This is a genomic window from Microbacterium sp. SS28 (assembly GCF_022761035.1).
Taxonomy (GTDB): Bacteria; Actinomycetota; Actinomycetes; order Actinomycetales; family Microbacteriaceae; genus Microbacterium.
Genome location: NZ_JAKWJP010000005.1, coordinates 192013 through 215493, shown reverse-complemented (window position 1 = coordinate 215493; position 23481 = coordinate 192013). Strand labels below are relative to the sequence as shown.

Sequence of the window (23481 nt, the reverse complement as noted above, 5' to 3'; positions counted from 1 at the left end):
CACCATAGGACTCGGCATCCCGCGCGGGCCGTGTCTTCTCCGCGACACGTCGCGGTCATACGGGCCGCGCGATCGGCCGTGCGGCGTTCTGTGGCCGCCTCAACGCGGCTTGGCGGCATCCACCCGCCCCGACTCTAGACTTGACGGATGATCGATCCCGTACTCCTCCGCGAGAATCCCGAGCTGGTCAAGCGCTCGCAGGAGGCGCGCGGGGAGTCGCCCGAGTCCGTCGACGACGCGCTCGAAGCCGATCGCGCGCGCCGCGCCGCCATCACGGCGTTCGAAGAGCTCCGCGCCGCGCAGAACGCGCACGGCAAGAAGGTTGCGCAGGCGCCGAAGGACGAGAAGGCCGCGCTCGTCGCCGAGGCCAAGCAGCTCAGCGAGCAGGTCAAGCAGGCCCAGCACGCCGTGACCGCCGCGGAAGAGGCATCCGTCGCCGCCTTCGCCCGGCTCGAGAACATCATCATCGACGGTGTCCCGGCGGGCGGCGAGGCCGACTTCGTCACGCTCCGCACGCACGGCGAGCCCGTGGCGTTCGACTTCGAGCCGCGCGATCACCTGGAGCTCGGTGAGCTGCTCGGGGCGATCGACATGGAGCGTGGCACGAAGGTGTCGGGCAGCCGGTTCTACTTCCTCACGGGCATCGGCGCGCGCCTCGAGCTCGCCATCATGAACCTCGCGCTCGACCGCGCGCTGCAGCACGGCTTCACGCCGATCATCCCGCCGACGCTCGTGCGTCCCGAGGTCATGCGTGGGACGGGCTTCCTCGGTCAGCACTCCGACGAGGTGTACCACCTCGAAGACGACGACCTCTACCTCGTCGGCACGAGCGAAGTGCCGCTCGCGGGGTATCACATGGACGAGATCCTCGACTTCGCTCGCGGGCCCAAGCGCTACGCGGGATGGTCGACGTGCTACCGCCGCGAAGCGGGGTCGTACGGCAAGGACACCCGCGGGATCATCCGCGTGCACCAGTTCAACAAGCTCGAGATGTTCATCTACACGACACCGGATGTCGCCGAGGCCGAGCACGATCGCCTCGTGGCGTTGCAGGAGAGCATGCTCCAGGACCTCGGGCTCGCGTACCGCGTGATCGACGTCGCGGCGGGCGACCTCGGCTCGAGCGCCGCGCGCAAGTTCGACGTCGAGGCGTGGGTGCCGACGCAGGGCGCGTACCGCGAGCTCACCTCGACGAGCAACTGCACCACCTACCAGGCCCGGCGTCTCGACATCCGCTATCGCACGCCGTCGGCCGACGGAAAGGGCGTCGGCAAGACCGCCAACGTCGCGACGCTCAACGGCACGCTCGCGACGACCCGCTGGATCGTCGCGCTGCTCGAGACCCACCAGCGCGCCGACGGCTCGGTCGCGGTGCCCGAGGTGCTGCGGCCCTACCTCGGCGGCCTCGAGGTGCTGGAGCCCGTGTCGTGACCGAAGCGCATCTCCCGCCGACCGGCAGCGTCAAGGTCGTCAAGCCACAGAAGGCCGCCAAGCTCGTCGAGGAGATCGCGCGCGATACCGAGGATCCGGATGTCGTCACCGAGCGCCTGCTCATCGTGCTCGACATCGACGGCACGATCCTGCTCGAGGACGAGTCGCTCTCGCCGGGGGTCGTCGAGGCCGTCGAGCACGCGCATCGCACGGGTCACGAGGTCATGCTCGCGACCGGCCGCTCATGGGAGGGCACGCGCGGCATCCTGCACGTGCTGCAGATCGCTCCTGAGTTCGTCGTCTGCTCGAACGGCGCCGTCATCCTGCGCCGCGTCGACGGCGTCGAGGCGCACTACGAGCGGTTCCACATCGAGACCTTCGACGCGCACGAGGTGCTGACGCTCCTGCGCGAGCACCTGCCCGACGCCCGCTACATGGTGGAGCTCGCCGACGGCAGCCGGCTCTACACCGAGCAGCTCGACGACTGGAACCTCGTGAATGCCCGGCGCGTCCCCTTCGAGGAGCTCACGGCGCACCCGGTCTGCCGTGTCGTCGTCGTCTCGCCGGGTCAGAGCGAGCAGGACTTCGTCGAGCTCGTCGAGCGCATCGGACTCAACCAGGTCTCGTACGCCGTCGGCTGGACCGCGTGGCTCGACATCGCACCCAAGGGCGTCGACAAGAGCTCGGCGCTCGAGCTCGTGCGCGAGTGGACGGGCTTCGATCCCGCGCACGTCCTCGTCATCGGAGACGGCCGCAACGACGTCGGCATGTTCCAGTGGGCGCGCGAGAACGGCGGACGCGCGGTCGCGATGGCGCAGGGTCCGCAAGAGGTTCGGGATGCCGCAGGCGAGGTCACGGCGTCGGTCGAGGCCGGCGGCGTCGCCGACGTGCTCCGCAACCTCTAGGCGCGTGCCGTCGGATCCGGCCCGAGCACCTTCCGGTGAGTCGCCGGGATCGGCGCCTGCGTGCGACGCCGGCCGCATCGACCCACCGACTACACTCGAACGCGGTCGACGGATGCTGCGGCATCCGCCCGGGAGGGTTGTCCGAGCGGCCGATGGACCTGGTCTTGAAAACCAGTGGGCAGCAATGTCCCGTGGGTTCGAATCCCACACCCTCCGCATGGTGCGCCGGAGGCCCCGGAGGGGTCGCCGGCGCACCATTTTGACGCTGCGGGTTCGAACCTTCAGGCGGGCCCCTGCCGCCGGAGGCTCCGCGGAGCGCGCAGCGATCCGTGGAGTGGCGGTAGGGCCGAATCCCACACCCTCCGCATGGTGCGCCGGAGGCCCCGAAGGGGTCGCCGCCGCACCATTCTGCGCGGGGGTTCGAGCTCCTAGGCCTCCGCGGCGATCCGCTTCAGCAGCGCCTCGAGCGCCTCGACCGCGAGGGCGTGGTCGTCCTCCTCGGGCAGGCCCGAGACGGTGAACGTGCCGATCATGCCGACGTCGGTCACGGTGATGGGCACACAGCCGCCCGCCGCGACGTATTCGCCGAACGGCAGCTGCGTGGCCTCGTTGAAGCCGCCGAGGTGCGTGCCGTAGAGCTGCCCGAGACGGTAGCTCGCCATCGCGAAGCGGCGGACCGTGCGCGCCTTGCGCTCGATCCACGCGTCGTTGTCGGCGTTGGTGCCGTCCATCGCCGCGTGGAAGAGCTGCTGCTCGCCGCGGCGGATGTCGATCACGACCGGCAGCCCGCGCTCGCGGGAGGTCTCGACGGCCCACGAGCCGAGGGCCCACGCGTCGGCGTTGGTGAATCGGGGGAGCGTCAGGCGGGCCTGCTCCTCCTTCGCTGCGGCGATCTCGGCCCCGAGGGCGGCGCGGTCGACCATCAGCGCACCGCCTCGCGGGCCGCCGCGAAGATCTGCTGCTGCGCGCGGTCGAGGGCGTCGACGATCGCGACGACCTCGTCGTGCCTGTGGATGGGCGATTCGACGAGACCCTGCTCGACGAAGCCGGCGAAGGCCTCGGCCTGGCAGGCCAGACCCTCCTGCCCGGGGCCGGCGAAGGCGGCATCCGTCCACTCCGCGACTTCCGGTTCCCAGCCCTGATCGAACCGCGAGAGGCGCACGGTGGTCGGCCCGAGGAATCCGGGGCCGACCTCGAGCCGTCCGGCCGTGCCGGCGACCACGGCCGTGACCGGCAGCCACGCCTTGAGCGATGTCGTCGCGGTCGCGACAGCGCCCGGGTAGGAGAAGCTGACGATCGCCTGGTCGTCGACTCCCGATGCCGCAAGCGATCCGATCGCGCTGAGCTCGCCCGGCGCACCGAGCACGGACGAGATGAACGACACGGGGTAGACGCCCGCGTCGAGCAGCGCGCCGCCCGCCTGCGAGGGGTCGAACAGCCGGTGCTCGGGCAGGTACGGGATCGAGAAGCCGAAGTCGGCGGCGACCGACGTGACCTCGCCCAGCGCGCCGTCGGCGAGCACCTGGCGGACGATGTCGGACTGCGCGAGGTAGCGCGTCCACATCGCCTCCATCGCGAAGACACCCGCGGCGCGTGCGGCATCCAGAATCCGGCGCGCATCGTCGCCCGTCGTCGCGAGCGGCTTCTCGACGAGCACGTGCTTGCCGGCCGAGATCGCGAGCAGGGCGAGCTCGACGTGCGCGCTGTGCGGAGAGGCGACGTATACGGCGTCGACCTCGGGATCCTCGACGAGCGCGCGATAGTCGCCGTACGACCGCGGGATGCCGTGGGCCTGCGCGAACGCTTCGGCGCGGTCGGCCGACCGCGAGCCGACGGCGACCACCCGCTGCGACGTGCGGCGCTGCAGCGCCTGCGCGAAGCGCTCGGCGATGCCGCCGGGCGCGAGGATGCCCCAGCGCAGCGGACGGGCCTCGGGCCAGGGGCGTGGGCTCGGGAGAGTGAGATCGGGCATGGCGTGCGTCGTCCTTCCGAAGGCTGCGGGGATGCCGGGATGCGGCATCCCCTCGAGAATCTAGGGGACTTCGGGTCCCGGGTACTCGACGTACGCGAATCGCGTGCCGTCGGGTGACCAGCTGTTGACGTTGATCGTGCCCTGTCCGCCGTGCAGTCGTGCGACGATGCGCGGCGAGCGCCACGCGCCGTCCTCGACGAGGTGCAGTTCGACGGGCAGGTCGGCGGGATGCCCCGTCGTCCCGGCGGGAAAGCTGAGGTAGACGGCGAGGCCGCCTGTGGGCGCGAGGTGCGGGAACCAGTCGACGCGGTCGCTCACCGTGAGACGCTCGAACTCGCTTCCGTCGGGGCGCATCCGCGCGATCTGCGCGTGCCCCGGGACGCGGGCGAACCGCTCGGTGTTGAGGTGGATCCACTTGCCGTCGGGGGAGTACTCGGGGCCGTCGTCGGGCCCCGGGCCGGCCGTCAGCTGCCGGTCGCCGGTGCCGTCGACGCCGATCGTGTGCACGTGGGCGGCGGCCCACCAGTCGCCGTCCGCGGGCGTCAGCCCGACGTAGGCGAGCGTCGTGCCGTCCGGGCTCACGCCGTGCAGGAAGTGCATCCGCCCGTCGTTAGGCGTGACCTTCCTCGCCTGCCCACCGGCGAGCGGGGCCTCATAGACGTGTCCGTCGTTCGCCGAGAGGAAGATCGTCTCGCCGCCGGGTGCGAGGACGTGGTCGTTGTTCAGCTCGGGGATGCCGTCGATCACGATCGGGACGGGTGCCGAGCCGCCTGAAGCGGGCAGGCGCCACAGCGTCCCGTCGCCGTTGAGGATCAGGTCGCCCGAGGCTGTCCAGTTGGGCGCCTCGAGCAGGATGGCATCCGTCTCGTGCACGACCGTCGCGGTGTTCGTCGCGACGTCGAAGACGATGACGCGGCAGAGCTGGCCGGGTGCGAGCGTGCGCGCGTAGCGGGTCATCGCGCGCCCAGCTGCCGGCGCGCCTCGTCGATCGTCGCGAGGATCGCGATCGTCTCGTCGTGCGTGTGCAGCGGAGATTCGACCCGCCCCTCGCCGACGGAGGTCGCGAGCGCCGTCGCCTCCCACGCGAGCCCGTCCATGAGTCCGACTCCCGTCGGATCGCTCCAGCGCAGCGGCTCCTCGATGAGGTCGGGACTGCGCACGACGAAGGACGTCGGGATGTGGAAGGGTCCCTCGATCTCGACCCGCGCCTCGGTCCCGCTGATCGCGGCGACCGTCGGCGTGCGCGTGAGGAGAGTCGTCGTGAGCGTCGACTGCTCGTCGCCGTGTTTCAGCACGAGCGTCGAGGTCGCGTCGACGCCGCTCGCGGCGAGCGATCCGACCGCCGTGATCGCGTCGGGGGATCCGAGCACCATCGAGTCGAGCTGCACGGGGTAGATGCCGAGGTCGAGGAGCGCGCCGCCGCCCGTCCCCGGCAGGAACAGCCGGTGCGCGGGGTCCATCGCCTGTCCGTGGTCGGCGGCGACCGACCGCGGCTCGCCGATCACCCCCTCCGCGATGAGTGCGCGGATGGCGAGGGCCTGCGGCTGGTACCGGCTCCACATCGCCTCCATGAGGAAGACGCCCGCGGCGCGCGCCGCGTCGACGAGCACGCGCGCGTCGGCGGCGTTCGTCGCGAGGGGCTTCTCGATGAGCACGTGCTTGCCCGCTGCGATGGCGAGCAGCCCGAGAGCTAGGTGCTCACTCTGCGGGGCGGCGATGTAGACGACGTCGATCGCGGGATCCGCGACGAGTTCTTCGGCGCTCGCCGCAGCCCGGTCGATGCCGTGCTCGCGTGCGAACGCCGAGGCTCCTTCGAGGGAGCGGGATGCCACCGACTCGGCGCGCTGGATCGTCCAGCGGTGCAGCGCCCCGACGAAGAACCCCGCGATCCAGCCCGTGCCGATGATGCCCCAGCGCAGGGCGGGCTCACCGCGATCCGGGAGGAAGAACGAGGTCTCGGGCAGGGAGCGTGGAAGCATCAGTGGTCCTCAGGGCGGCGTCGGCGACGGGTCTGCAGGAGCTTATCACTGGTAAAAATACTTCGGAAGACTGAATTTGCACCAGTGATAAAGAGTTATCGCGAAAACCTAGTAATCACTCGGAATTGCTGTTAGCGTCGCGGAGCAGGCGAGCCGGACGGGCGTCGCCACCCCTACGAAAGGGACCGACGATGTTCCGATGGAAGACGGCGGCCGCCGCCCTTGTGGCTGCCACAGCACTCACCCTCGCGGGGTGCGCAGCGGGATCGGGTGAGGACTCGGGCAGCGCGAGCGGCGAGACGCTCACGCTCGGCGCGCTCTTCGGCCCCACCTCGCTAGACCCGGGTCAGGCCGAGTGGGGCAACCGCACGTGGTACTACCAGGCGGCGTACGACACGCTGCTGCTCGCGACGCCCGAGGGTGAGATCGCCCCGTTCCTCGCGACCGAGTGGTCGTACAACGAGGACAGCACGGTGCTCACTCTCACGATCCGCGACGACGTCACCTTCACGGACGGCTCGGCGCTCACGGCCGGCGTCGTCGCCGAGAACCTCGAGCGGTTCAAGACGGGCACGTCCCCGGATGCCGGCTACCTCGCGAGCATGGCCACGGTCGAGGCGCCCGACGACACGACGGTCGTCATAACGCTCTCGGCACCCGACCCCGCGTTCCTCAACTACCTCACGCGCACGGCGGGACTCGTCGCGAGCACCGAGGCCATCGAGGCCGGCACCCTCGCGGACGAGACGGCCGGCTCCGGCCCGTACATCCTCGACACCGACGCGACAGTCACCGGCTCGAGCTACGTGTACACGAAGAACGATGACTACTGGGCCCCCGAGCTGCAGCACTACGACGAGATCAAGATCAACGTGCTCTCGGACCCCACCGCCGCCCTCAACGCCATCAAGGCGGGCGAGATCGACGCGATGCGACTCGCGAGCAACGACGCCGTGCCCGAGGTCGAAGGATCGGGCTGGACGATCAATGCGAGCGAGCAGGAGTTCCAGGGCCTGCTCCTGATGGACCGTGCGGGCACGACAGCGCCCGAGCTGGCCGACCCGAAGGTGCGCCAGGCGATCAACTTCGCGTTCGACCGTCCGGCGATGCTCACGGCTCTGCAGACCGACCTCGGCACCGTCACGACGCAGGTCTTCCCGACGAACTCCGACGCCTACGACGAGGCGCTCGACGAGGTGTACGACTACGACCCCGAGAAGGCGAAGGAGCTCCTCACCGAGGCCGGCTACCCCGACGGCTTCACGCTCTCGATGCCCAGCACGAGCCTCATCAGCGCCGCGACGTTCACGCTGCTGCAGCAGCAGCTCGCCGACGTGGGCATCACGGTCGAGTACACCGACACGGCTCCGTCCAACTTCATCGCGGACCTGCTCGCGCCGAAGTACCCGGCCTCGTTCATGCAGCTCGAGCAGAACTCGGACTGGCAGCTCATCCAGTTCATGATCGCGCCCGGCGCTCTGTTCAACCCGTTCCACGCGGCAGACCCCAAGGTCGACGAGCTGATCTCGACGTACCAGTTCGGCGACGACGCGACGCGCGAGGCGGCGGTCAAGGAGCTCAACGCGTACATCGTGGATCAGGCGTGGTTCGCGCCGTTCTACCGTGTGCAGGCGAGCTTTGCGACAGAGCCCGGCACGACCGCAGAGACCCTCCCGACGAACTCTCTGCCGAACATCTACGACATCCAGCCGGCCTCGTAGTGACCATGACACGACCCGTCCGCCGCCCCTGCACCGGCGGGCGGGTCGTCCTCGGCACCCCGACCTAGACTCGACCCGTGCCGACCAAGGGGACATATGCCAAGGGCAGCGCCCGTCGCGAGGAGATCCTTGCGACGGCGCTGCAGGTTATCGCCGAGAAGGGCTATCACGGCACGACGCTGCGGGGGATCGGGCGCGAGCTGGGCGTCGAGCCGGCGCACATCCTGTATTACTTCGCGAGCCGCGAGGACCTGCTCCGAGAGGTCATCGAGCGGTGGGATGCCGTGAGCCTGACCGAGCCGGAACCCGACGCCGACGCGCTCGAGGCGTTCGCCGCCGCCATCCGCCGCAATCTGTCGATCCGCGGCATCGTCCATCTCTATCTGGCCTTCGCTGCCGAGGCGATCGACGTCGAGCACCCCGCCCACGCGTTCTTCCGGGATCGATTCACGTCGGTCGTCGAGGAGCTCGCCGCGACCATCGCGTTCGGTCAGGAGGCGGGCAGCATCCGGCCGGAGCTCGATCCCGACCGCACCGCGCGGCAGCTCGTCGCCCTCGCGGACGGCCTGCAGCTGCAGGCGCTCATGGACAGCACGGCGGATGCCCCGACCGACCTCGAGGCGACCCTCGACAGCCTCTTCGTCGGAGGGCGCAGGGTTCGCCTCGCCCGCCCATATCAGCTGCGGCCCACGCCGACCGATCCGACGACTCCGACCTCGACCTCGACCGAAGGGCCGTCATGACCATCCAGCACACCGTCGTCTTCCGCCTCGTCCACGCGGCGGGGTCCGCGCAGGAGGCGGAGTTCCTGCGCGCCGCGGTCGACGCCCTCACGACGATTCCGCAGGTCGACGACTTCGCCATCCGCCGGCAGGTGAGCGCGAAGAGCGATGCCGACTGGCAGTTCTCGATGAGCTTTGCCGACGAGGCCGACTATCGCGCGTACGACGAGCACCCGCAGCACCGCGAGTTCGTCGCAACGCGGTGGCAGACCGAGGTCGCCGACTTCCAGGAGTACGACTTCACGACCTACGATGTCGGCGCCCTGTCCTGACGGCGGGTCTGCCGTTCACCAGCTCGCGCGGGCCTGCGCGCGTCCACTCAGCGTCGGCACAGACGCGCATGAGAATATGGACGGATTCCCCTGCTCGGCAGACCCTCCGAAGGCCTGCCTGACGATCGCCGAGAACCGGGTGCCGGCCAGATCCTCCGGTATCCGACCGCCGAGAGGACCCGAGTGAGCCAGACGACCAAGCCTGCCGAGCGCGGCCGTCGCACGATCGCGCGGCACGGAGAGCTGCGGTCGCCGCATCCGTTCGCCCAGGTCGCGAAGATCATCGCGATCATGCTGTCGGTCGTCCTGGTCTCGGGCGTCGGCGTCGCGGCCTACGCCGCGATCGATCTCACGCAGGGCTTCGTCACGGACGCCGTCGAACTCGAGGGCCAGGATTCGGTTCCGCCCGACATCGGCGCGATCGAGGGCGGCGTGAACCTGTTCCTGGCGGGGACGGATGCCTGTGAAGAGCAGTACGCCGCCTACTTCGGCGAGCGCTGCACGGGTGCCGACGCCGAGGGCGAGCTCAACGACGTCAACATGCTCGTCCACATCTCGGACAGCCCGCGCCGCGTGACGGTCATCTCGTTCCCCCGCGACCTCATGGTGCCGATCCCGGCCTGCACCCGCGAGGACGGCTCCGAGGGATCCGCGATGAGCAAGCAGATGCTCAACTCGGCATACATGTACGGCGGCCTGCCGTGCGTCGTCAAGACGGTGTCGCAGCTCACAGGGCTCGACATCCAGTACGCCGCGAAGATCACGTGGGGCGGCGTCATCGAGATCACGAACGCCGTCGGCGGCGTCGACGTGTGTCTCGCGAGCGGCATCAAAGACAAGTACACCGGCATCGACTGGCCCGCCGGCATGCGGAACATCCAGGGCATCGAGGCGCTGCAGTTCCTGCGCACGCGCCACGGCGTCGGCAACGGCGGCGACCTCGGCCGCATCTCGAACCAGCAGCAGTACATGTCGCGGCTCGCCCGCACGCTCGTGAGCGAAGAGGTGCTCTCGAACCCCGCGACGCTCTACAAGCTCGCGACCACGGCTGTCGACAACATCACCCCGTCGCAGACGCTCACGAACCCGCTCACGCTCGTGCAGATCGCGCTCGCGGTCAAGAACGTGCCGTTCGACGAGATCGTCTTCATCCAGTACCCCGTCAACGGCGATCCCGAAGACCCCAACCGCGTCGTCCCGAACAAGAACGCCGCGCAGGCGCTGTGGGACGCTCTCGCGACGAACCAGCCGCTGCAGCTGACGGGTGAGGTGAGCCAGGGCGACGGCGTCGTGGTCGTCGAGCCCGAGACGCCCGCCGAGACGGCCGCGCCGGATCCGTCAGCGACGGCCGCCGCGCCCGCCGTCGAGCTGCCCTCGTCGATCGCGGGACAGACGGCCGCGCAGAACACCTGCTCCAACGGCAACGTCAAGGGCTGACGCTTGGCAGCCCCCGGCACCCGGCCCTCGCAGCCCGGGCGCGAGACACTCGCCCGCCACGGGCGGCTGCGGACGCCGCATCCGCTCCTCTTCATCCTCTCGATCGTCGGCGTGACGGTCCTCGTCGTGATGGCGAGCGTGACCGGCGTCGCCGCGTTCTCGGTCTGGAACGCGGCATCCGCCATCGCCGACAACGCCGTCGTGCTGGACGCCGACGAGGCCATCCCGCCGTCGCTCGGGGCGATCGAAGGCGGCGTCAACCTCCTGCTCGTCGGTACGGACTCGTGCGAGGGACAGGATGTCGCGCTCTTCCCGCGCTGCGCCCTGAAGGATTCCCCGGGCGAGCGGAACGACGTCACGATGCTCGTGCACATCAGCGACAACCCGCGGCGCGTGACGGTCGTCTCGATCCCGCGCGACATGCTCGTCGACATCCCGGGCTGCGCACAGCCGGACGGCGGGGAGTCGCGCGCGATGCGCTCGACGATGATCAACGCGTCCTACTTCTACGGAGGACTCGGCTGCTCCGTGCGCACCGTCGAGCAGCTCACGGGGGAGACGATCCAATTCGCGGCCGCGATCCGCTGGACCGGCGTCATCCACATGTCCGATGCGATCGGCGGCGTGGACGTGTGCGTCGCGGGTGAGATCAGCGATGCGCACACGGGCCTGCACCTCACCGAGGGCCCGCACACGCTTCAGGGCGTCGAGGCGCTGCAGTTCCTGCGCATCCGCCACGGCATCGGCGACGGGTCCGACCTCGGTCGCATCTCGAACCAGCAGCAGTTCATGTCGTCGATGGTGCGCAAGCTGCAATCTGGTGCAGTGCTCGCGAACCCGCAGGTGCTCTTCACACTCGCGACGACCGCGCTGTCGCAGGTCACGCAGGGGCAGCTCGTACTGAGCTCGGGGCTCACGAACCCGCAGCTCATGGTGCAGATCGCGATGGCCGTGAAGGACGTCGACTACGCCGACATCGTCTTCGTGCAGTACCCCACCTACTACCGGCCCCGCGTGGGAGTCGACGGGAGCGACCTGCTGCCGGTGACCTCCGCCGCGGGCGTGCTCTTCGAGGCTCTGCGCGCGAACCAGCCGCTCACCCTCACGGGCGACGCGAGCCAGGGCTACGGCGTCGAGGTGACCGGAGAGGTCGCCGCGCCGGCACCCACGGCGACACCGAGCGCCTCGGCAACCCCTTCGGCGACGGATGCCGCTCCCGTCGTTCCCGAGCAGCGCGTCGACCTCCCGTCGACCATCGCGGGTCAGACGGCGGCCCAGGTGACCTGCACCCAGCCGCAGTACTGATCGCGGGTCCCGGGCCTGGGGAGCCGCGGCTCAGGGTGACCCGACGGGTGCCGTGCGGCATCCGTCAATCGGCGAAGCCCTCGCGGTCCACGCGGCGGTGGTATCGCATGCCGGCCATGCCGCCGAGCAGCGCCCCGGCCAGTGTCACGACGGCGGCGCCGACGGCAGTCAGGATGCCGGTGGTCGTCGCCGATTCGGGGGTGACGGGGATGCGGGGGAACGCGTCGAGCGTCGACAGCAGGTCCCACTGGGTGCCGGCGATCGCCGTGATGACGGCGACGAGGACCGCGATGACAACAGCCCAGAGCCAGACGGCGAGGCCCTGCTTGAGACCGCTGAATCGTGCCATGCGTCCCGCGACGTAGCCTCCCGCGAAATACGCGATGAACAGCACGAGGGCGACGGCGATCGCCCCGATGATCGTCGCGACGCCCATGTTCTCGGCGGCGGCATTCGCGGCGTCCTCCGCGCTCCCGGGAGCCGTGAGCCCGACCGCAGCGCCGATCGCCGCGATGAGCGCGGTCAGGAGCACCGCGAGTCCCATCGCCGTGAGCCAGCCGAAGAACGCCGAACCGAACTTCATCCCGCCGAAGCGCTCCTCTTCGCGAGCGAGCACCTCGTCGCGGATGTTCCGGCTCGCCGTGGTCGCCGAAACCGGTCGCGTCCCGTCGCTGGCAGTGGTCGCCGAGGCCTCGTACGGACGACGGGTGTCGAAAGGGCGTCCGGCGTCGTCCCGACGGATGGGGTCGAACGGGCGTGCGGACCTGTCTGCATCCATACAGCGAGCTTCGCCTCTCGCCCTCGCGCGAGCACGGGCCTTGCGGGTCGGGATCCGACGACGTACCCTGCCCGACGTGTCGCGCCTGTTTGCGGGCATGTCGACCACTTCGTGCGGGGCGCCCGCCCCACCATGCTCGGCCCGGTTCGTGGTGCCGCTCATGAGCAGTTATGCTTGCTAGGCGCATGCGTCGGCCGTGGCCGTTCGGATGCCTGGAGACGTCGCATAGTTCGGCCTAGTGCACCACCCTGCTAAGGTGGAGTCCCCTTACGGGGACCGAGGGTTCAAATCCCTCCGTCTCCGCAAGAAAATAACCTGGTCAGAGCTGGTTTTCATCGGCTGCATCGACCATCAATGCAGCTCGAAGGTTCGCATCCGGGAGGTCGCGCGCGAACTCAGCGCGAACCGCTGACTTGTCGAGGTGCTTGAGGGCCGCAATCTCCTGGTGTTCGCCTAGTACGTGCGCGTAGATGCGCAGTAGCGTCGCGGGGTTCTTGTGGCCCAGCCATCCGGCGACCTGGTGCACGGGGATTCCGGCACGCAGCCAGTTGGAGGCGGCGTAGTGGCGCAGGTCGTGAATCGTGTGGCCCAGTGATGTCTTCGGCCATTTCACCGCCTTGCGAAAGCCATTGCCGCGCAGCTGTTTGCCTGTCGGTGTCACGAACAGATAGTCGTGGCCGCGTCTCGTGCCCGCATGTTTGCGGGCGATCTCGTTCGCCCTCCCGGTGAGGGGGACGACACGCGACTTCTTCGTCTTGGGTCCCTTCTCGGCGTATCCATCTGACTGGGCGCGTGACACACGCAGCCCCGGGTACGGGACATCTTGGAGTCGCCCGATGCGGCTGGCTCGCAGTTCCGACCACCGGAGGCCGGTGAGGCTGATGAACTCGCTGATCTCGGCCATGGTTGGATTGACCTCACGCTGGCGTTCGAGCATCTCAGCGAGTTCTTGGTCTGTGGGCGGGTCGACCATGTCGTGGGTCACGGCTGTCTGCTCGCCAGCAGGCATCGGCACAGCGCGCACCGGGTTCTTGGTGCGCATCTTCTCCCGGATGGTGAACTGGAACAGCGCGCTCAGAGAGGTTCGCGCGCGAGCGACCGTCGAGTGCGCCTTGCCCTGCAGCTGCTCGGTGAGATGTTCGAGGATGTCGCTCTCTGTTATGGCGCTGATCGGAAGGCGCGCCCAACTCACCGGCGTGTTGGCGAGGTTGTCGCGGTCGGTGCGCCATGTGTGGGGTGCGACTTGGCCGACGCGTGACTCCAGGAATTCGTCGACCACTTCCGCGAATGTCTTCTTGCTCTGACTCGGGGGGATGAACTCGCCGAACTGAAGGGCTCGATACTGCTCGCGCTCCCAGGCCTCGGCGTCTGACTTGCGCACGAAGGTCTCCATCGCCACGATGCGACCGTGGTGCTTGATGCGGACCTGGTAGCGCAATGCACCCGCGCTGGTCTTGCGTCGTTCAATACTCATGCTTCGACATGCCCGAGCCGGCGGATGTCCGCGAGAGGGTAGAGGCGTCGATGCGCGATCGTGAGCGGCTCCACGGGCGCATTGCCTGCGAGAGCGAGCGCGCGAAGGGTCGTCCGATGGATGCCGATCAGCCGAGCCGCTCGCGCTTCGGAGCAGAATAGGCACTCCGGATCCTCGCGCGGTGGCTGGTCCACCGGGATGCGTGCACTCGGTAGCGGGCGTTGTGTGTTTCTAACCACCTGCAGGTCGGCCGGCGTGAAAGTTCATTCCGTCGAGCCGCCCTGCCTTGCGTGCGTCGATGATCCATTGCGACGCCGTGCGGTGAGGGATGCCGAGTTCCTTCTGCAGTAGCTGTGCCGGCGGTAGCCCGGCGAGAGCTGCGCTGCCGTAGAGCAGTTCGACCGCCTCCATGCGAGCCTCACTGCCGCCTCGCTTGACGACCTCGGCTGCGAGAGATGGCGGGAGGATGCGACCTTCGGCCGTAGTCAGCTCGTCCAGGCTCACCCAGGTGGCGAGCGGATCCCGCTCATCATCAAGTGTGAGGAAGATGCAGCGAGGCGCGGCCGTCTGCACGATCGCCTGCATGCCGACCTTCGCGACAGTGAGGTAATTCAGCTCGACATCGTCGCGCGTCGCGGAGTTCGTCACGCTCCTGATGACGTACCGACCATCGCGTCGTAGATAGTGCGCCGTGATGGCCGTCTCGATTCCGAGCGCAGCATCCGTCGTTGTGGCCCTGAATGCGGGCGCAATGCGCAGTGCGGACCCGACCGGCTGAGTGGCATGAGCGACCGTCACGTCTTCGCCATCGAGTGTCTTCACGTCGACCTTCACCTCCCTAGTTTGTCTAACCGCACGGCGCTTCTGCAGTGGATCTTGTGGAAGCGTATCACTTAGTGCTTCTCTAAGGTAGAAGCACTTTTCGGATAGACAAGGCGGCTTTCGATGATCACCGTGTATACGACCGGCTCCGGGTGCCTGCAGTGCAGGATGACTAAGCAGGTCATGACCTCGGCGGGGCTTGAGTTCGCCGACGTCGATCTGACAGACGCGGCGAACGCTGTCGCCCGCGACTACGTCACGGATGACTTGGGCTACTCGCAAGCACCGGTCGTCGTCGTGGACGAGAACGACCACTGGTCGGGCTTCCGCCCCGATCTCATCGACCGGCTCGCGCAACGCCTCGGGCGGCGTCATGGCTGACGACGAGTCGAGCGACGAGCGCCGCAGGCGACGCGCGGAGGAGGTCCGCGCCTATAAGGCGGCGTACCGCCGTACCCACGCCGCCGAGATCGCCGAGTACCGCGCGAAGTACCGTGCATTGCATCGCGAGCAGATCGCGGCCCAGCAACACGACTACAACGCGCGGTTACAGACGGAACGGAAGGCCATGCGGGCCCAACGTGAGGCCGAAGAGAAGCGGGAGGCTACCCGACTCGAACGCGCGGAGGCGCGACGGCAGAAGTCGCGGGCTGAGTACGCGAAGGATCCGCAGCGCGTGCTCGATCGGCAGCGCAAGTACCGAGCCAAGCGGCGAGAAACCGATCCCGAGCACTACCGCGCCGTCAAGCGTGAAGCGCTGAAGCGCTGGCGAGACAACCATCGGGAAGAGCAAAACGCGAAGGATCGCGAGCGCTACCGCGCCAATGCCGTCGAGCGAACCGCTCGGATGCGTGCCTACTATGCCGAGAACTCCGCGACAGTTCTCAAGCGCAAGCATGAGAAGTGGGCGAAAGATCCCGAAGCCAGCCGTGAGCAGCAACGGCGCTATCGAGCCCGCGAGGCGCAGCGCCGCCGTGACGGATTACCCGCCTGGCGGCTGCATCGAACGACCGCAGATGAGGCGCTCGCCAACAAGCAGGCCGCAGACGAGTTCTTCCATCGCGAGTTCTCTGCCGCGCAGATCGCGCGGATGAGCGCTGGACCACCTACGCCAGCCGAGATGCTCGACGCGTGGGAGCGGGACTGCGCTCGTGCTCGGGCGCGCTCGTATTACACGATTCCTCCACAGGATCGGGCGAATCGCCTATCAGACCGGCTCGGGGCGGATCGGATTCGTGATCGGCTGCGCCGACGACTGGACGCTGAGCGCGACGGCGTGGAGAACGAGCGACTGGATGAGATTGGTCGGCAGATCAACGATCGGCTGCGCCAGTTCCCGCGGCGGAGCGTCACACTCCGAGATCCTGCCGCACCGCTCCACATCGACGGACAAGGGGCAAGCACGGGGCTGTCGCGATGACCGATTCACAAATCCTCCCCAGCTACGAGTTCGACGACCAATTCCACCGGCCGCCAGATCGACGGCGCGTGTCACCCGCGCGCACCAGAATCACAAACGAACGGAGACCCTCATGACCGACCGAGCTCATAACGAAGAGGCGCTCTACCGCACCGCTGTCGCCGCAGTCACGTACTACGCGGGGAGGCCGGACGCCGAGCCGGGGTACACCATCGACGAGGATCTCGACTGGTGCATGCAACCCCTCGCCGGAGTGACAGAGCCTGAGCGATCGGTCCTGCGGGGCCTCATCCGGGCGACGATCGTTGATCCGACTCGCGCGCGCCAGGCACTCGTGCGCCGACTCGCAGTGGCTGCGGATGACTGAGGAGAGCGAAATGGGAATGGACAGCATCAACACGGTGGGACTCCTTGTCACCGCTGTCGGCAGTGTCGTCCTTATCCTTGCGCTCCCCGTTCTCGGCGCGGCGGCAATACGCGGCAGCGCGCGCGCCGTGGTTCGGATCATCACTGTCATGGCCGTGGTCGCGGTGGTCGTCTTCCTTGCCGCGCTCGCAGTCGGATCTTCTCTCGGCGTGAGCACCGGAGTCTGAAGCCGCGGGCATTCCCTGAAGGTCGCGAACTCCTAGCGCGAGATCCCGCGATCCGGACCCGACGGAGCGACAACCGGTGCAGCGACATCGACTGCGGGCCGCTCGACAGGAACCGTCCTGCGAAGCTCGACGAGCTGACGTGTCAGGGTCGCCTCCGCGGCTGTTCGTGCTTGCGAGTCGGTGGGGAGCGGCATTCGGGGGAGTACTTCCGCCAGGGCGACAGTGTGAAGCTCGATGAGCAGCTCGCCAACCGGGCTGGATGGCCGGCCCATCGAGAGTGCGAAGTCGGTCACGGCCCGGAGTTCCGAAAGCCAACGCATTGACCGAGGAGCCGACATCGATCGAGCTTGACCTCGCCTCAGAGCTTGCGTCGCACCCGCAAAGCTCGAGGCATCCGTCCTCTCCGCCTCGAACAAGACCGCATCGTAGTTCCCCAAGATCGTCAGGCGATCCACGCTCGGCGACGTTTCAAGGGTGGCGGTGAGCGCGCCCGTGGCATCGAAGCCGAAGTCGTGAGACTCGACGTTCGTGAACCGACCTCCGCGACCCGCTCGCACATCGAGCATGTATCTGGATGCCGCGGCCAGAAGGCTCTCGGCCCGCGGCGTAGCCACAACGACCACCCGTGTCGCGAACCCGCTCTGCGCGAAGACATCGCAAGCGGCCAGTACGGCGCTCGGCGTTTGGAATGTGCCTTCCAGAAGCATGGAACGACCCGTAGTCCGTGCATGACGGAGGGAGCTCGTCATCCAACCCGCGGTCGGTTCAGCAAGCAGCCGCGTCGCTTCGGGGGAACGCGATCTTGAGAGCTCGAGGAAGTGAGGGTGGAAGGCGGTGAGGCCTTCATTGCTGACGATCGCGATGCCCTCGGGGTACTCAGTCGCTAGTCGGGATGCTGCTGCAGGCGCGCCACTACCGACCTGTCCGTCGAGCACGACCAGCGTGGGGCTGTCAGCCGGCGCGTGAGGGAAGACAGCGGGCGCGATCCGTTCTTCGAAGATCCGCACCTGCTCTGGTTCCGACGGTGTCCAGTCGGTCATGACGACCTGCCCCTGAGCTCAGATGTCCGCTGCTCGAGACTCTCCCGCTCTGCGTCGACCGCGTCCCGGTCGTACCCGTCGACGTCCAAGACTTCGCGTCGGATCTCAGTCGCCTCGCGCACGGCCTGAGTGAGTTCGAGGATGCCCTCGTCTGCGAGTTGAAACAGCGTCGCGATCGCCGCGCTCGCCGCATCGCTTAGAGCGTCGTATGCGACGGCGTCGTTCGCGCGCCACGCCGACCGATCGGCAATCATCGAGCCTCCGACCAGGAGTCTACTTAGGTCGCCAAGGCCGCCTGCCGCGCCCGGTTCGGGCTTGAGCGCGATGTTCTTTCCGAGGTCTCCGACCAGCGCACCCGCATCGCCATCCGCGCGACTCGCAACTAGTCACCAGTGAGTGTTCGAGACCAAGCGAGGTCGCCGGTGTCCGTCTGCCTGGCCGGCCGATCGTAGTTCGCTCCCGGCTGCTCCGCGCCGGTCCTGCGGCATATCCTCCCTCGCTTCGCTCAGTCCGGTAATCCTCGGACCGGCGCTGCGCCGCCTTCGCTCACTCTCGATCCTCCTGCCAGAAAGGCGAACAAGAACAGTTGAACGGAGAAAGATCCGATGTCCACCCCCACCGCCCTCCGGGGCACCATCGAGCACCTCGACCCGAACAGCCTGGTGGTCGAAGAGAACGTGCGGCCGAGCGCGCCGTTGACCAAGGAGTTCGTGCAGAGCATCCGTGAGAACGGTGTCCTCACTCCTGTCCTCGCCCGGCGTGACGGCGAGCAGGTGATCGTCCGGGCGGGGCAGCGCCGCACGCTCGCCGCGATCGAAGCCGGCATCGAGGCGATCCCCGTGTACGTGGTCGACGCCGACGACGTCACTACGGAGCGGATCATCCAGCAGATGGTGGAGAATGACCACCGCGAGTCGCTCACCGCCGCCGACCGCGCCGCCGCGTTCCAGCAACTCGTGTTCGAAGGGCTGGGCGTGGCCACCATCGCCAAGCGCACCGGCACCAAGCAGGTCGAGGTGAGGACAGGCCTCGCCGTCGCGGACAACCCGGTCGCCGCGTCCGCCGCTCAGCAGCACGCGCTCACCCTCGACCAGGCCGCTGTGCTCATCGAGTTCGACGACGACCCGGACGCGCGGGAGAAGCTGATCGAGGTGGCGACCACCGACCCCGCGCAGTTCGCGCACGCGGCGCAGCGTGCCCGGGACGAGAAGGCACGGGCGAAGGCGAAGGCCGACGCCGAAGCGGACCTCACCGCGCGCGGGTTCACGATCCTCGAGAAGGACTACTTCTACGACGGCGAGTACACCCGCATCAGCGAACTGACCACCGCCGAGGGGGAGCGGGTCACCGCCGACGACATCGCAGACGCCGACGGGCGCGCCGCGTCAGTGTGGGCCGGCTGGGACGGGGGAGTGCAAGCCACCTACCTGATCGCCGACCCGAAAGCAGCCGGCTTCAAGAAGGCGTCAGGCTCCGGTTCCGGGAACGGGCCGATGACCGACGAGCAGAAGGAAGAACGCCGCACCCTGATCGCCAACAACAAGGCATGGGCATCCGCTGAAACTGTGCGTCGCGAGTGGCTGGCCACCTTCCTGTCCCGGAAGACGCTTCCGAAGGATGCCGCCGCCTGGGTCGCGCACGCGCTCACGTTCCACCGGCACACCATCGGCGCGGCGATCAGCGCAGGCAACGTCCTCGCGCACGACCTGCTGTGCCTCGACCCTGCTGAGCTGTACTCCGGCCGGGACAACATCGCCGAGCTCCTCGCGCAGCACCCGACCCGGGCGCAGCACGTTACCCTCGCGATCGTCCTGGGCGGGATCGAATCAGCCACGAGCCGGGAAACGTGGCATCACCCCACCAGCCGCGATGCGGACTACTTCACCCGGCTTGCGGAGTGGGGATACGCGCTCAGCGACGTCGAGCAGTTCGTCCCCGATCACTCCCTGCACGCTGAAACGAACGTCAAAGCCAGCGACCGGGCACAGGCCCACGGGTCGTTGCCAGTCGACGACCCGGTCGACGAATAGGGCTGTCGGGCCCTTCACCGGCGTCCCGCCGGCGAGCGCGCGCCTCAAGAACCACCGCGCGGTGGCTCTACCAACTGGAGGCGGGCGGCTGCGGCACCGATCATGACGCCCTGAACGGCACGCTGCCTCCCACTCGCTTACGAGCATGCCGCCGTCCACTGGCCGGGCCCGCCGCAAGCGGCGACTTATCGGACCGTGATCTGCAATGCAGGGGTCGGGCAGTCGGTCGACCGCTGCGCGTCCCGCTCGACCCGGTACGGACCTGAGTGCATACACTCGTCCTATGCCAGCAGCTTCCCTTGGTCCGACCCGTTTCCGAACGGAGGCGGACATGCTGGAGCCGCTCGAAAAGTACGCGGTCGGCTTGACCCGCGGTGCAACGGTGTTCTTCGAGGTCCCTTCGACTGCTGGCGTGCCGGACGTTGTAGCGTTGGCGCTCGATCTCGATGCCATCGCGGATCGCGGATCGACAACGCCGCTCCTCGAGCCAGTGCAGATGCGCATCATGCTCGGAATGACCCGGCCCCGAAATCCCCTCAGCCGCGTGTGGAGCGTCGACGGCCTGTCGGAGATCGCCGGAGTCGGCGCGACACATCTCCGCCGATCAGTTCTTCCTCAACTTGTCGATGGCAATCATCTCGTCCGGGACAATGAAGGGTGGCGGATCGCCTACAGATATCGCTCACTTGCGCGTCGAACGATCACGATCGAGGCAAAGTTGCGAGATTGGCGTGGCGCAGTAAGTCAGGCTTCGCGGCACGCTGGCGTAGCGGATGCGGCGTGGGTGGCTCTCGATGAGGTCTCGTCGCGCACGGCTCGACGCCACGAGAGCTGGTTCTTGACCTACGGGGTCGGGCTCCTGTCGGTATCCCCAGATGGCGAGGTCATGAAATTGATCCCCCCGGGAGAGCGCCGATCGCGCAAGCCCGGGAGAGAACTTCTGGTCGAGCGCGCGGTCGCTCTCTACCGTGAGGGCCGCCGGTCGGGTGATGTCCCGATCGTGTTCGGCGAACGCTTACTGGCGACTACAGGAGCTGATCCCAGATTGTTAGGTGCCGCGGCAAGCTGATGCCGGCAAGAGGCTGCGCCGCGGCGGCGTCGACCGCTGCTCGCACGGCCCCGCGAATCGCGGCCTCTTGAGACTTCCCCTGTTCAAATGCTCGACCGGCGAGTCGGCCCTGCCAATGCATGAGATGCAAACGCGCAAGAGTGTGATCCCAATCGGACTTCGCGTGAAGCGCAGGGCAGTAGGGGCAGTCGCACGTCACGTAACCGTCTGCGCGACGCATGGCATCATGGACTGCGCGCTCGACTGGGTGCAACAGAGTCGGCTCAAAGTATCGCTCCACTTCCGGCTGACCGCCGCTGCCTCCCTGCGAGTGCTCCTTAAAAGCCTGGCCGGAACCGAACAAGCCCGAGCCGAAGCCGTGTCCTCCAAACGCGAGCTGCAACCAACCGGTCAGGCCCGTCTGCGGAAGCAGGAGCGCGTGACCCTCGTCGGCAGCGAGTTGCGATAGTCGCTTGTATCCGGTCAGAAGCTCTAGCGAAAGTGGCTGGTGGAGCGAGCGAACGGTGGACGGCCACTGGACACGGATGTGCCAGACGTCGAACTGCTCCTGGTCGAGCAGTTGCGCAAAGAGCTTCGCCCGCAGCGACTCGCTCGACAGCCAGGTCGCCGGCAGAGTTAGATTGAGCGCCAACCGCTCTCCGGTCCCCAGGTTCGCAAGCGCATCGTCACCTTGGGCGAACGCAGCATCGAGTGCAGTCTGAGCGTTCGTGGGGTCAAGCGCTCGACCCGGGGTGAGTAGCAGGTTCGCCCCGACCGTCCGTTGAAGCTCGAGCAAAGATGGGATGTCGTCCCCCGCCTCGGCCAAGTACGGCCGCCAGCGACGTGCGCGGTCTGACACCGCGGGCACCCGTACGATCGTGGGATCCTTCAGGTAACCGAGTGGGTCAGCCATCGTCACGGACGCGACCACACAACTCGAGAGCCACGTCGATAGCGACTCGTTCGTTGCCTGCGGCAAGGCTACCGAGGCGGCTGCAGCGACGCGGCCCCGGGTCACCGACGCCACGCTTGCCAGCAACCGAGGCATAAGAATGCCGTTTTGGTGAGGTCGGTGGACCATGAAAACGGGGCTCGAGCGCGACAAAGCCGAGTCGCGACTCAGGAGCGCAACCGCATCTTGCTCCCTCGGCACCTCATGTGGGACGATCGCTGATCCTGCCCCCGCACCACTCAGGACGACAGTTGTCGCTCCATCGGGAAGGACGCCACGTGGGGCGAACGTCTGAGCAGTCGGTGCGAGATCAAGGTCATCCTCGAGACTGTCGGACGCGACGCCGTCGGTCTCCTCGTCCCAGTCGAAATCCTCTTCGTCGCCGGCCTTATCGCTGGTGTCACTCATTTGGCTCCAACCGCTGAAGATTGCTCGTGGCGCTGCCGCGCTCGAACTCCTGGTAGCTGACCAGGCGATCAAGTACCGTGCGGACCCGGGGACCAACGCTTGATGGAAGCGCGGAAGGGCCGGCCTCGATGGCCTGAAGCGCTTCGTCCCACGTGTACGCCCGAGTTTCGTCGTAGAAGGGGTGACTCCCGGACGCGGCCAATCGCACGGTCACACCGACAGCAAACAGATCGGCAGCTTTGCGCGCTCGTTCCCCACGGATCTGCTCTGGCGCCATGTAAGGTGCTGTCCCGATCCGTCCCGGGTATATCGTCACCGTCGTTTCGGAGATCGAACGTGCGAGGCCCAGGTCGAGGAGCACCGGGTCTGACCAGGAACCGTTCCTGAGGGCGACATTGCCGGGCTTGATGTCCCGGTGCACAGTGCCGTCGGCCGAGTGCATGTCTCTCAGACCCATGAGTAGTCCGACAAGCAGATCTTCCACTTCTCGCCCGGTCGGACGTTCCCTTACTCCGAGTGCCGACTCCAAGTCGCCGCCGTCGATGTACTCGAAGGTGAGGGCTGGGCGCATCGTGCCGCCCAACTTGACCGCCCCGACGTTGAGCAGCCTGACCACGTGCGGACTATCGACTCGAAGCAGACCGCTTACCTCGCGGGCAACCCGCTCCGGCGGGTAGCCGTCTTCACAGATGATCTTGACGGCGGTGTCGTCCACGCGCCAGGTGTCGCCGAACGCGCCCCGGCCAAGAAACGACACGCGAGCGGCACCGAGCGCAGCAGAGACTTCTGCCGCCGGGTACCGAGGTTGTGTCACTCGGAGTACGCAATCGTCGAAATCGTGCTGACCATCGTTAACCCCCCGCGGATGGATCCGGACACGAGCCGACATTACCGAAGCGGCCCCTCGACAATGGCACTCCATGCCGAACTTGCGTCCCGAGAAGTCCGAGGGAGAGAACCCGACAGACAGGCGGCCCGACCGACACGTCAGCGTCTCGAGGAAGCTATCCAAGAATCGATGGAAGCAGTTCAGGAAGCAATGCACGCAGGCACTTTCTGTGTAAGCACTCGATACTTAGACAGAATCGGCGTACCGTGGACACGTGCGCGGC

The 23481-nt window shown here is 67.7% G+C and carries 24 protein-coding genes and 2 tRNA genes; 15 read left to right on the top strand and 11 right to left on the bottom strand.

Translation table 11 applies throughout. The features are described from left to right. Positions 1-147 precede the first annotated feature (147 nt). The 3 genes from serS to MJ607_RS15120 all read left to right on the top strand — a co-directional run bounded on the left by serS (position 148) and on the right by MJ607_RS15120 (position 2552). A complete protein-coding gene (serS, locus tag MJ607_RS15130) occupies positions 148-1431 on the top strand; it encodes a serine--tRNA ligase (protein WP_243076436.1) in 1284 nt (427 codons plus the stop codon). Beyond that, positions 1428-2336 carry an HAD-IIB family hydrolase gene (locus tag MJ607_RS15125; RefSeq protein ID WP_243076435.1) on the top strand — a complete coding sequence of 303 codons (909 nt, stop codon included), beginning with the start codon at positions 1428-1430 and terminating at the stop codon, positions 2334-2336. The genes serS and MJ607_RS15125 overlap by 4 nt, the downstream gene beginning before the upstream one ends. Before the next feature lie 131 nt (positions 2337-2467). Then, a tRNA-Ser gene (locus tag MJ607_RS15120) sits at positions 2468-2552 on the top strand. 212 nt (positions 2553-2764) lie between these two features. Here the strand turns inward: MJ607_RS15120 and MJ607_RS15115 are convergent. Genes MJ607_RS15115 through MJ607_RS15100 form a run of 4 tightly spaced genes read right to left on the bottom strand, consistent with a single transcriptional unit; the run spans position 2765 to position 6287 of the window. Next, on the bottom strand, positions 2765-3259 hold the full coding sequence (locus MJ607_RS15115) for a heme-degrading domain-containing protein (protein ID WP_243076434.1): 495 nt from the start codon (positions 3257-3259) through the stop codon (positions 2765-2767). Next, positions 3259-4308 (bottom strand): Gfo/Idh/MocA family protein, encoded by a 1050-nt coding sequence (locus MJ607_RS15110; RefSeq protein ID WP_243076433.1) that lies wholly within the window; start codon positions 4306-4308, stop codon positions 3259-3261. The genes MJ607_RS15115 and MJ607_RS15110 overlap by 1 nt, the downstream gene beginning before the upstream one ends. Positions 4309-4368: 60 nt before the next feature. Continuing rightward, positions 4369-5265 carry a biopolymer transporter Tol gene (locus MJ607_RS15105; protein WP_243076432.1) on the bottom strand — a complete coding sequence of 299 codons (897 nt, stop codon included), beginning with the start codon at positions 5263-5265 and terminating at the stop codon, positions 4369-4371. Beyond that, on the bottom strand, positions 5262-6287 hold the full coding sequence (locus tag MJ607_RS15100; RefSeq protein ID WP_243076431.1) for a Gfo/Idh/MocA family protein: 1026 nt from the start codon (positions 6285-6287) through the stop codon (positions 5262-5264). Before MJ607_RS15100 ends, MJ607_RS15105 begins: the two co-directional genes overlap by 4 nt. Positions 6288-6478: 191 nt before the next feature. Here MJ607_RS15100 and MJ607_RS15095 point away from each other — a divergent pair, with 191 nt between their 5' ends. The 5 genes from MJ607_RS15095 to MJ607_RS15075 all read left to right on the top strand — a co-directional run bounded on the left by MJ607_RS15095 (position 6479) and on the right by MJ607_RS15075 (position 11804). Beyond that, complete coding sequence (locus tag MJ607_RS15095) at positions 6479-8008, top strand: ABC transporter substrate-binding protein (RefSeq protein WP_243076430.1); 1530 nt, start codon at positions 6479-6481, stop codon at positions 8006-8008. Between the two features lie 77 nt (positions 8009-8085). Beyond that, the gene (locus tag MJ607_RS15090; protein WP_243076429.1) at positions 8086-8751 is read left to right on the top strand and encodes a TetR/AcrR family transcriptional regulator; all 666 of its coding nucleotides are present in this window, start codon (positions 8086-8088) and stop codon (positions 8749-8751) included. Next, entirely contained in the window at positions 8748-9062 is a 315-nt protein-coding gene (locus MJ607_RS15085; protein WP_243076428.1) for a Dabb family protein, read from the top strand. Before MJ607_RS15090 ends, MJ607_RS15085 begins: the two co-directional genes overlap by 4 nt. A 183-nt stretch (positions 9063-9245) precedes the next feature. Next, positions 9246-10499 (top strand): LCP family protein, encoded by a 1254-nt coding sequence (locus MJ607_RS15080; RefSeq protein ID WP_243076427.1) that lies wholly within the window; start codon positions 9246-9248, stop codon positions 10497-10499. Between the two features lie 3 nt (positions 10500-10502). Beyond that, a complete protein-coding gene (locus tag MJ607_RS15075; RefSeq protein ID WP_243076426.1) occupies positions 10503-11804 on the top strand; it encodes an LCP family protein in 1302 nt (433 codons plus the stop codon). Between the two features lie 64 nt (positions 11805-11868). Here MJ607_RS15075 and MJ607_RS15070 read toward each other — a convergent pair whose 3' ends face one another. After that, positions 11869-12582, bottom strand: coding sequence for a hypothetical protein (locus tag MJ607_RS15070; protein WP_243076425.1), 714 nt, complete (start codon positions 12580-12582; stop codon positions 11869-11871). A gap of 214 nt (positions 12583-12796) precedes the next feature. On the opposite strand from MJ607_RS15070, the gene MJ607_RS15065 reads away from it, so the two are divergent. Continuing rightward, positions 12797-12885 (top strand) — tRNA-Ser (locus MJ607_RS15065). 16 nt (positions 12886-12901) lie between these two features. Here the strand turns inward: MJ607_RS15065 and MJ607_RS15060 are convergent. Both MJ607_RS15060 and MJ607_RS15055 read right to left on the bottom strand, forming a co-directional pair. Beyond that, entirely contained in the window at positions 12902-14056 is a 1155-nt protein-coding gene (locus MJ607_RS15060; RefSeq protein WP_243076424.1) for a tyrosine-type recombinase/integrase, read from the bottom strand. Between the two features lie 231 nt (positions 14057-14287). Then, the gene (locus MJ607_RS15055; protein ID WP_243076423.1) at positions 14288-14890 is read right to left on the bottom strand and encodes a hypothetical protein; all 603 of its coding nucleotides are present in this window, start codon (positions 14888-14890) and stop codon (positions 14288-14290) included. A 111-nt stretch (positions 14891-15001) separates the two neighbouring features. On the opposite strand from MJ607_RS15055, the gene MJ607_RS15050 reads away from it, so the two are divergent. The 4 genes from MJ607_RS15050 (at position 15002) to MJ607_RS15035 (ending at position 16891) form a co-directional block, all read left to right on the top strand. Beyond that, positions 15002-15259, top strand: coding sequence for a glutaredoxin family protein (locus tag MJ607_RS15050; protein WP_243076422.1), 258 nt, complete (start codon positions 15002-15004; stop codon positions 15257-15259). Further along, positions 15252-16298: a hypothetical protein gene (locus tag MJ607_RS15045; RefSeq protein ID WP_243076421.1), complete on the top strand. Its 1047-nt coding sequence runs from the start codon at positions 15252-15254 to the stop codon at positions 16296-16298. Before MJ607_RS15050 ends, MJ607_RS15045 begins: the two co-directional genes overlap by 8 nt. Before the next feature lie 112 nt (positions 16299-16410). Then, the gene (locus tag MJ607_RS15040; protein ID WP_243076420.1) at positions 16411-16665 is read left to right on the top strand and encodes a hypothetical protein; all 255 of its coding nucleotides are present in this window, start codon (positions 16411-16413) and stop codon (positions 16663-16665) included. Between the two features lie 16 nt (positions 16666-16681). After that, positions 16682-16891: a hypothetical protein gene (locus MJ607_RS15035; RefSeq protein WP_243076419.1), complete on the top strand. Its 210-nt coding sequence runs from the start codon at positions 16682-16684 to the stop codon at positions 16889-16891. Positions 16892-16923: 32 nt separating this feature from the next. On the opposite strand, the gene MJ607_RS15030 is transcribed toward MJ607_RS15035, so the two are convergent. Both MJ607_RS15030 and MJ607_RS15025 read right to left on the bottom strand, forming a co-directional pair. Beyond that, the gene (locus tag MJ607_RS15030; RefSeq protein ID WP_243076418.1) at positions 16924-17931 is read right to left on the bottom strand and encodes a zeta toxin family protein; all 1008 of its coding nucleotides are present in this window, start codon (positions 17929-17931) and stop codon (positions 16924-16926) included. Next, on the bottom strand, positions 17928-18185 hold the full coding sequence (locus tag MJ607_RS15025; RefSeq protein ID WP_243076417.1) for a hypothetical protein: 258 nt from the start codon (positions 18183-18185) through the stop codon (positions 17928-17930). Before MJ607_RS15025 ends, MJ607_RS15030 begins: the two co-directional genes overlap by 4 nt. A 351-nt stretch (positions 18186-18536) precedes the next feature. Between MJ607_RS15025 and MJ607_RS15020 the strand changes: the two genes are divergently transcribed. After that, on the top strand, positions 18537-19961 hold the full coding sequence (locus tag MJ607_RS15020) for a ParB/RepB/Spo0J family partition protein (protein ID WP_243076416.1): 1425 nt from the start codon (positions 18537-18539) through the stop codon (positions 19959-19961). Positions 19962-20292: 331 nt separating this feature from the next. After that, on the top strand, positions 20293-21030 hold the full coding sequence (locus MJ607_RS15015) for a hypothetical protein (RefSeq protein WP_243076415.1): 738 nt from the start codon (positions 20293-20295) through the stop codon (positions 21028-21030). Here the strand turns inward: MJ607_RS15015 and MJ607_RS15010 are convergent. Further along, on the bottom strand, positions 20987-22369 hold the full coding sequence (locus tag MJ607_RS15010; protein ID WP_243076414.1) for a hypothetical protein: 1383 nt from the start codon (positions 22367-22369) through the stop codon (positions 20987-20989). The genes MJ607_RS15015 and MJ607_RS15010 overlap by 44 nt on opposite strands. Continuing rightward, complete coding sequence (locus MJ607_RS15005) at positions 22362-23258, bottom strand: serine/threonine-protein kinase (protein WP_279234769.1); 897 nt, start codon at positions 23256-23258, stop codon at positions 22362-22364. Before MJ607_RS15005 ends, MJ607_RS15010 begins: the two co-directional genes overlap by 8 nt. Positions 23259-23481: the final 223 nt, after the last annotated feature.

Excerpts from the sequence above, each read along its gene's own strand:
- MJ607_RS15060 (WP_243076424.1), bottom strand. The coding sequence starts at position 14,056 with ATGAGTATTGAACGACGCAAGACCAGCGCGGGTGCATTGCGCTACCAG.
- MJ607_RS15040 (WP_243076420.1), top strand. The coding sequence starts at position 16,411 with ATGACCGACCGAGCTCATAACGAAGAGGCGCTCTACCGCACCGCTGTC.
- MJ607_RS15030 (WP_243076418.1), bottom strand. The coding sequence starts at position 17,931 with ATGACCGACTGGACACCGTCGGAACCAGAGCAGGTGCGGATCTTCGAA.
- MJ607_RS15085 (WP_243076428.1), top strand. The coding sequence starts at position 8,748 with ATGACCATCCAGCACACCGTCGTCTTCCGCCTCGTCCACGCGGCGGGG.
- MJ607_RS15015 (WP_243076415.1), top strand. The coding sequence starts at position 20,293 with ATGCTGGAGCCGCTCGAAAAGTACGCGGTCGGCTTGACCCGCGGTGCA.
- MJ607_RS15045 (WP_243076421.1), top strand. The coding sequence starts at position 15,252 with ATGGCTGACGACGAGTCGAGCGACGAGCGCCGCAGGCGACGCGCGGAG.
- MJ607_RS15010 (WP_243076414.1), bottom strand. The coding sequence starts at position 22,369 with ATGAGTGACACCAGCGATAAGGCCGGCGACGAAGAGGATTTCGACTGG.
- MJ607_RS15005 (WP_279234769.1), bottom strand. The coding sequence starts at position 23,258 with ATGTCGGCTCGTGTCCGGATCCATCCGCGGGGGGTTAACGATGGTCAG.
- MJ607_RS15020 (WP_243076416.1), top strand. The coding sequence starts at position 18,537 with ATGTCCACCCCCACCGCCCTCCGGGGCACCATCGAGCACCTCGACCCG.
- MJ607_RS15070 (WP_243076425.1), bottom strand. The coding sequence starts at position 12,582 with ATGGATGCAGACAGGTCCGCACGCCCGTTCGACCCCATCCGTCGGGAC.
- MJ607_RS15110 (WP_243076433.1), bottom strand. The coding sequence starts at position 4,308 with ATGCCCGATCTCACTCTCCCGAGCCCACGCCCCTGGCCCGAGGCCCGT.
- MJ607_RS15035 (WP_243076419.1), top strand. The coding sequence starts at position 16,682 with ATGGACAGCATCAACACGGTGGGACTCCTTGTCACCGCTGTCGGCAGT.
- MJ607_RS15050 (WP_243076422.1), top strand. The coding sequence starts at position 15,002 with ATGATCACCGTGTATACGACCGGCTCCGGGTGCCTGCAGTGCAGGATG.
- MJ607_RS15105 (WP_243076432.1), bottom strand. The coding sequence starts at position 5,265 with ATGACCCGCTACGCGCGCACGCTCGCACCCGGCCAGCTCTGCCGCGTC.
- MJ607_RS15100 (WP_243076431.1), bottom strand. The coding sequence starts at position 6,287 with ATGCTTCCACGCTCCCTGCCCGAGACCTCGTTCTTCCTCCCGGATCGC.
- MJ607_RS15025 (WP_243076417.1), bottom strand. The coding sequence starts at position 18,185 with ATGATTGCCGATCGGTCGGCGTGGCGCGCGAACGACGCCGTCGCATAC.
- serS (WP_243076436.1), top strand. The coding sequence starts at position 148 with ATGATCGATCCCGTACTCCTCCGCGAGAATCCCGAGCTGGTCAAGCGC.
- MJ607_RS15095 (WP_243076430.1), top strand. The coding sequence starts at position 6,479 with ATGTTCCGATGGAAGACGGCGGCCGCCGCCCTTGTGGCTGCCACAGCA.
- MJ607_RS15115 (WP_243076434.1), bottom strand. The coding sequence starts at position 3,259 with ATGGTCGACCGCGCCGCCCTCGGGGCCGAGATCGCCGCAGCGAAGGAG.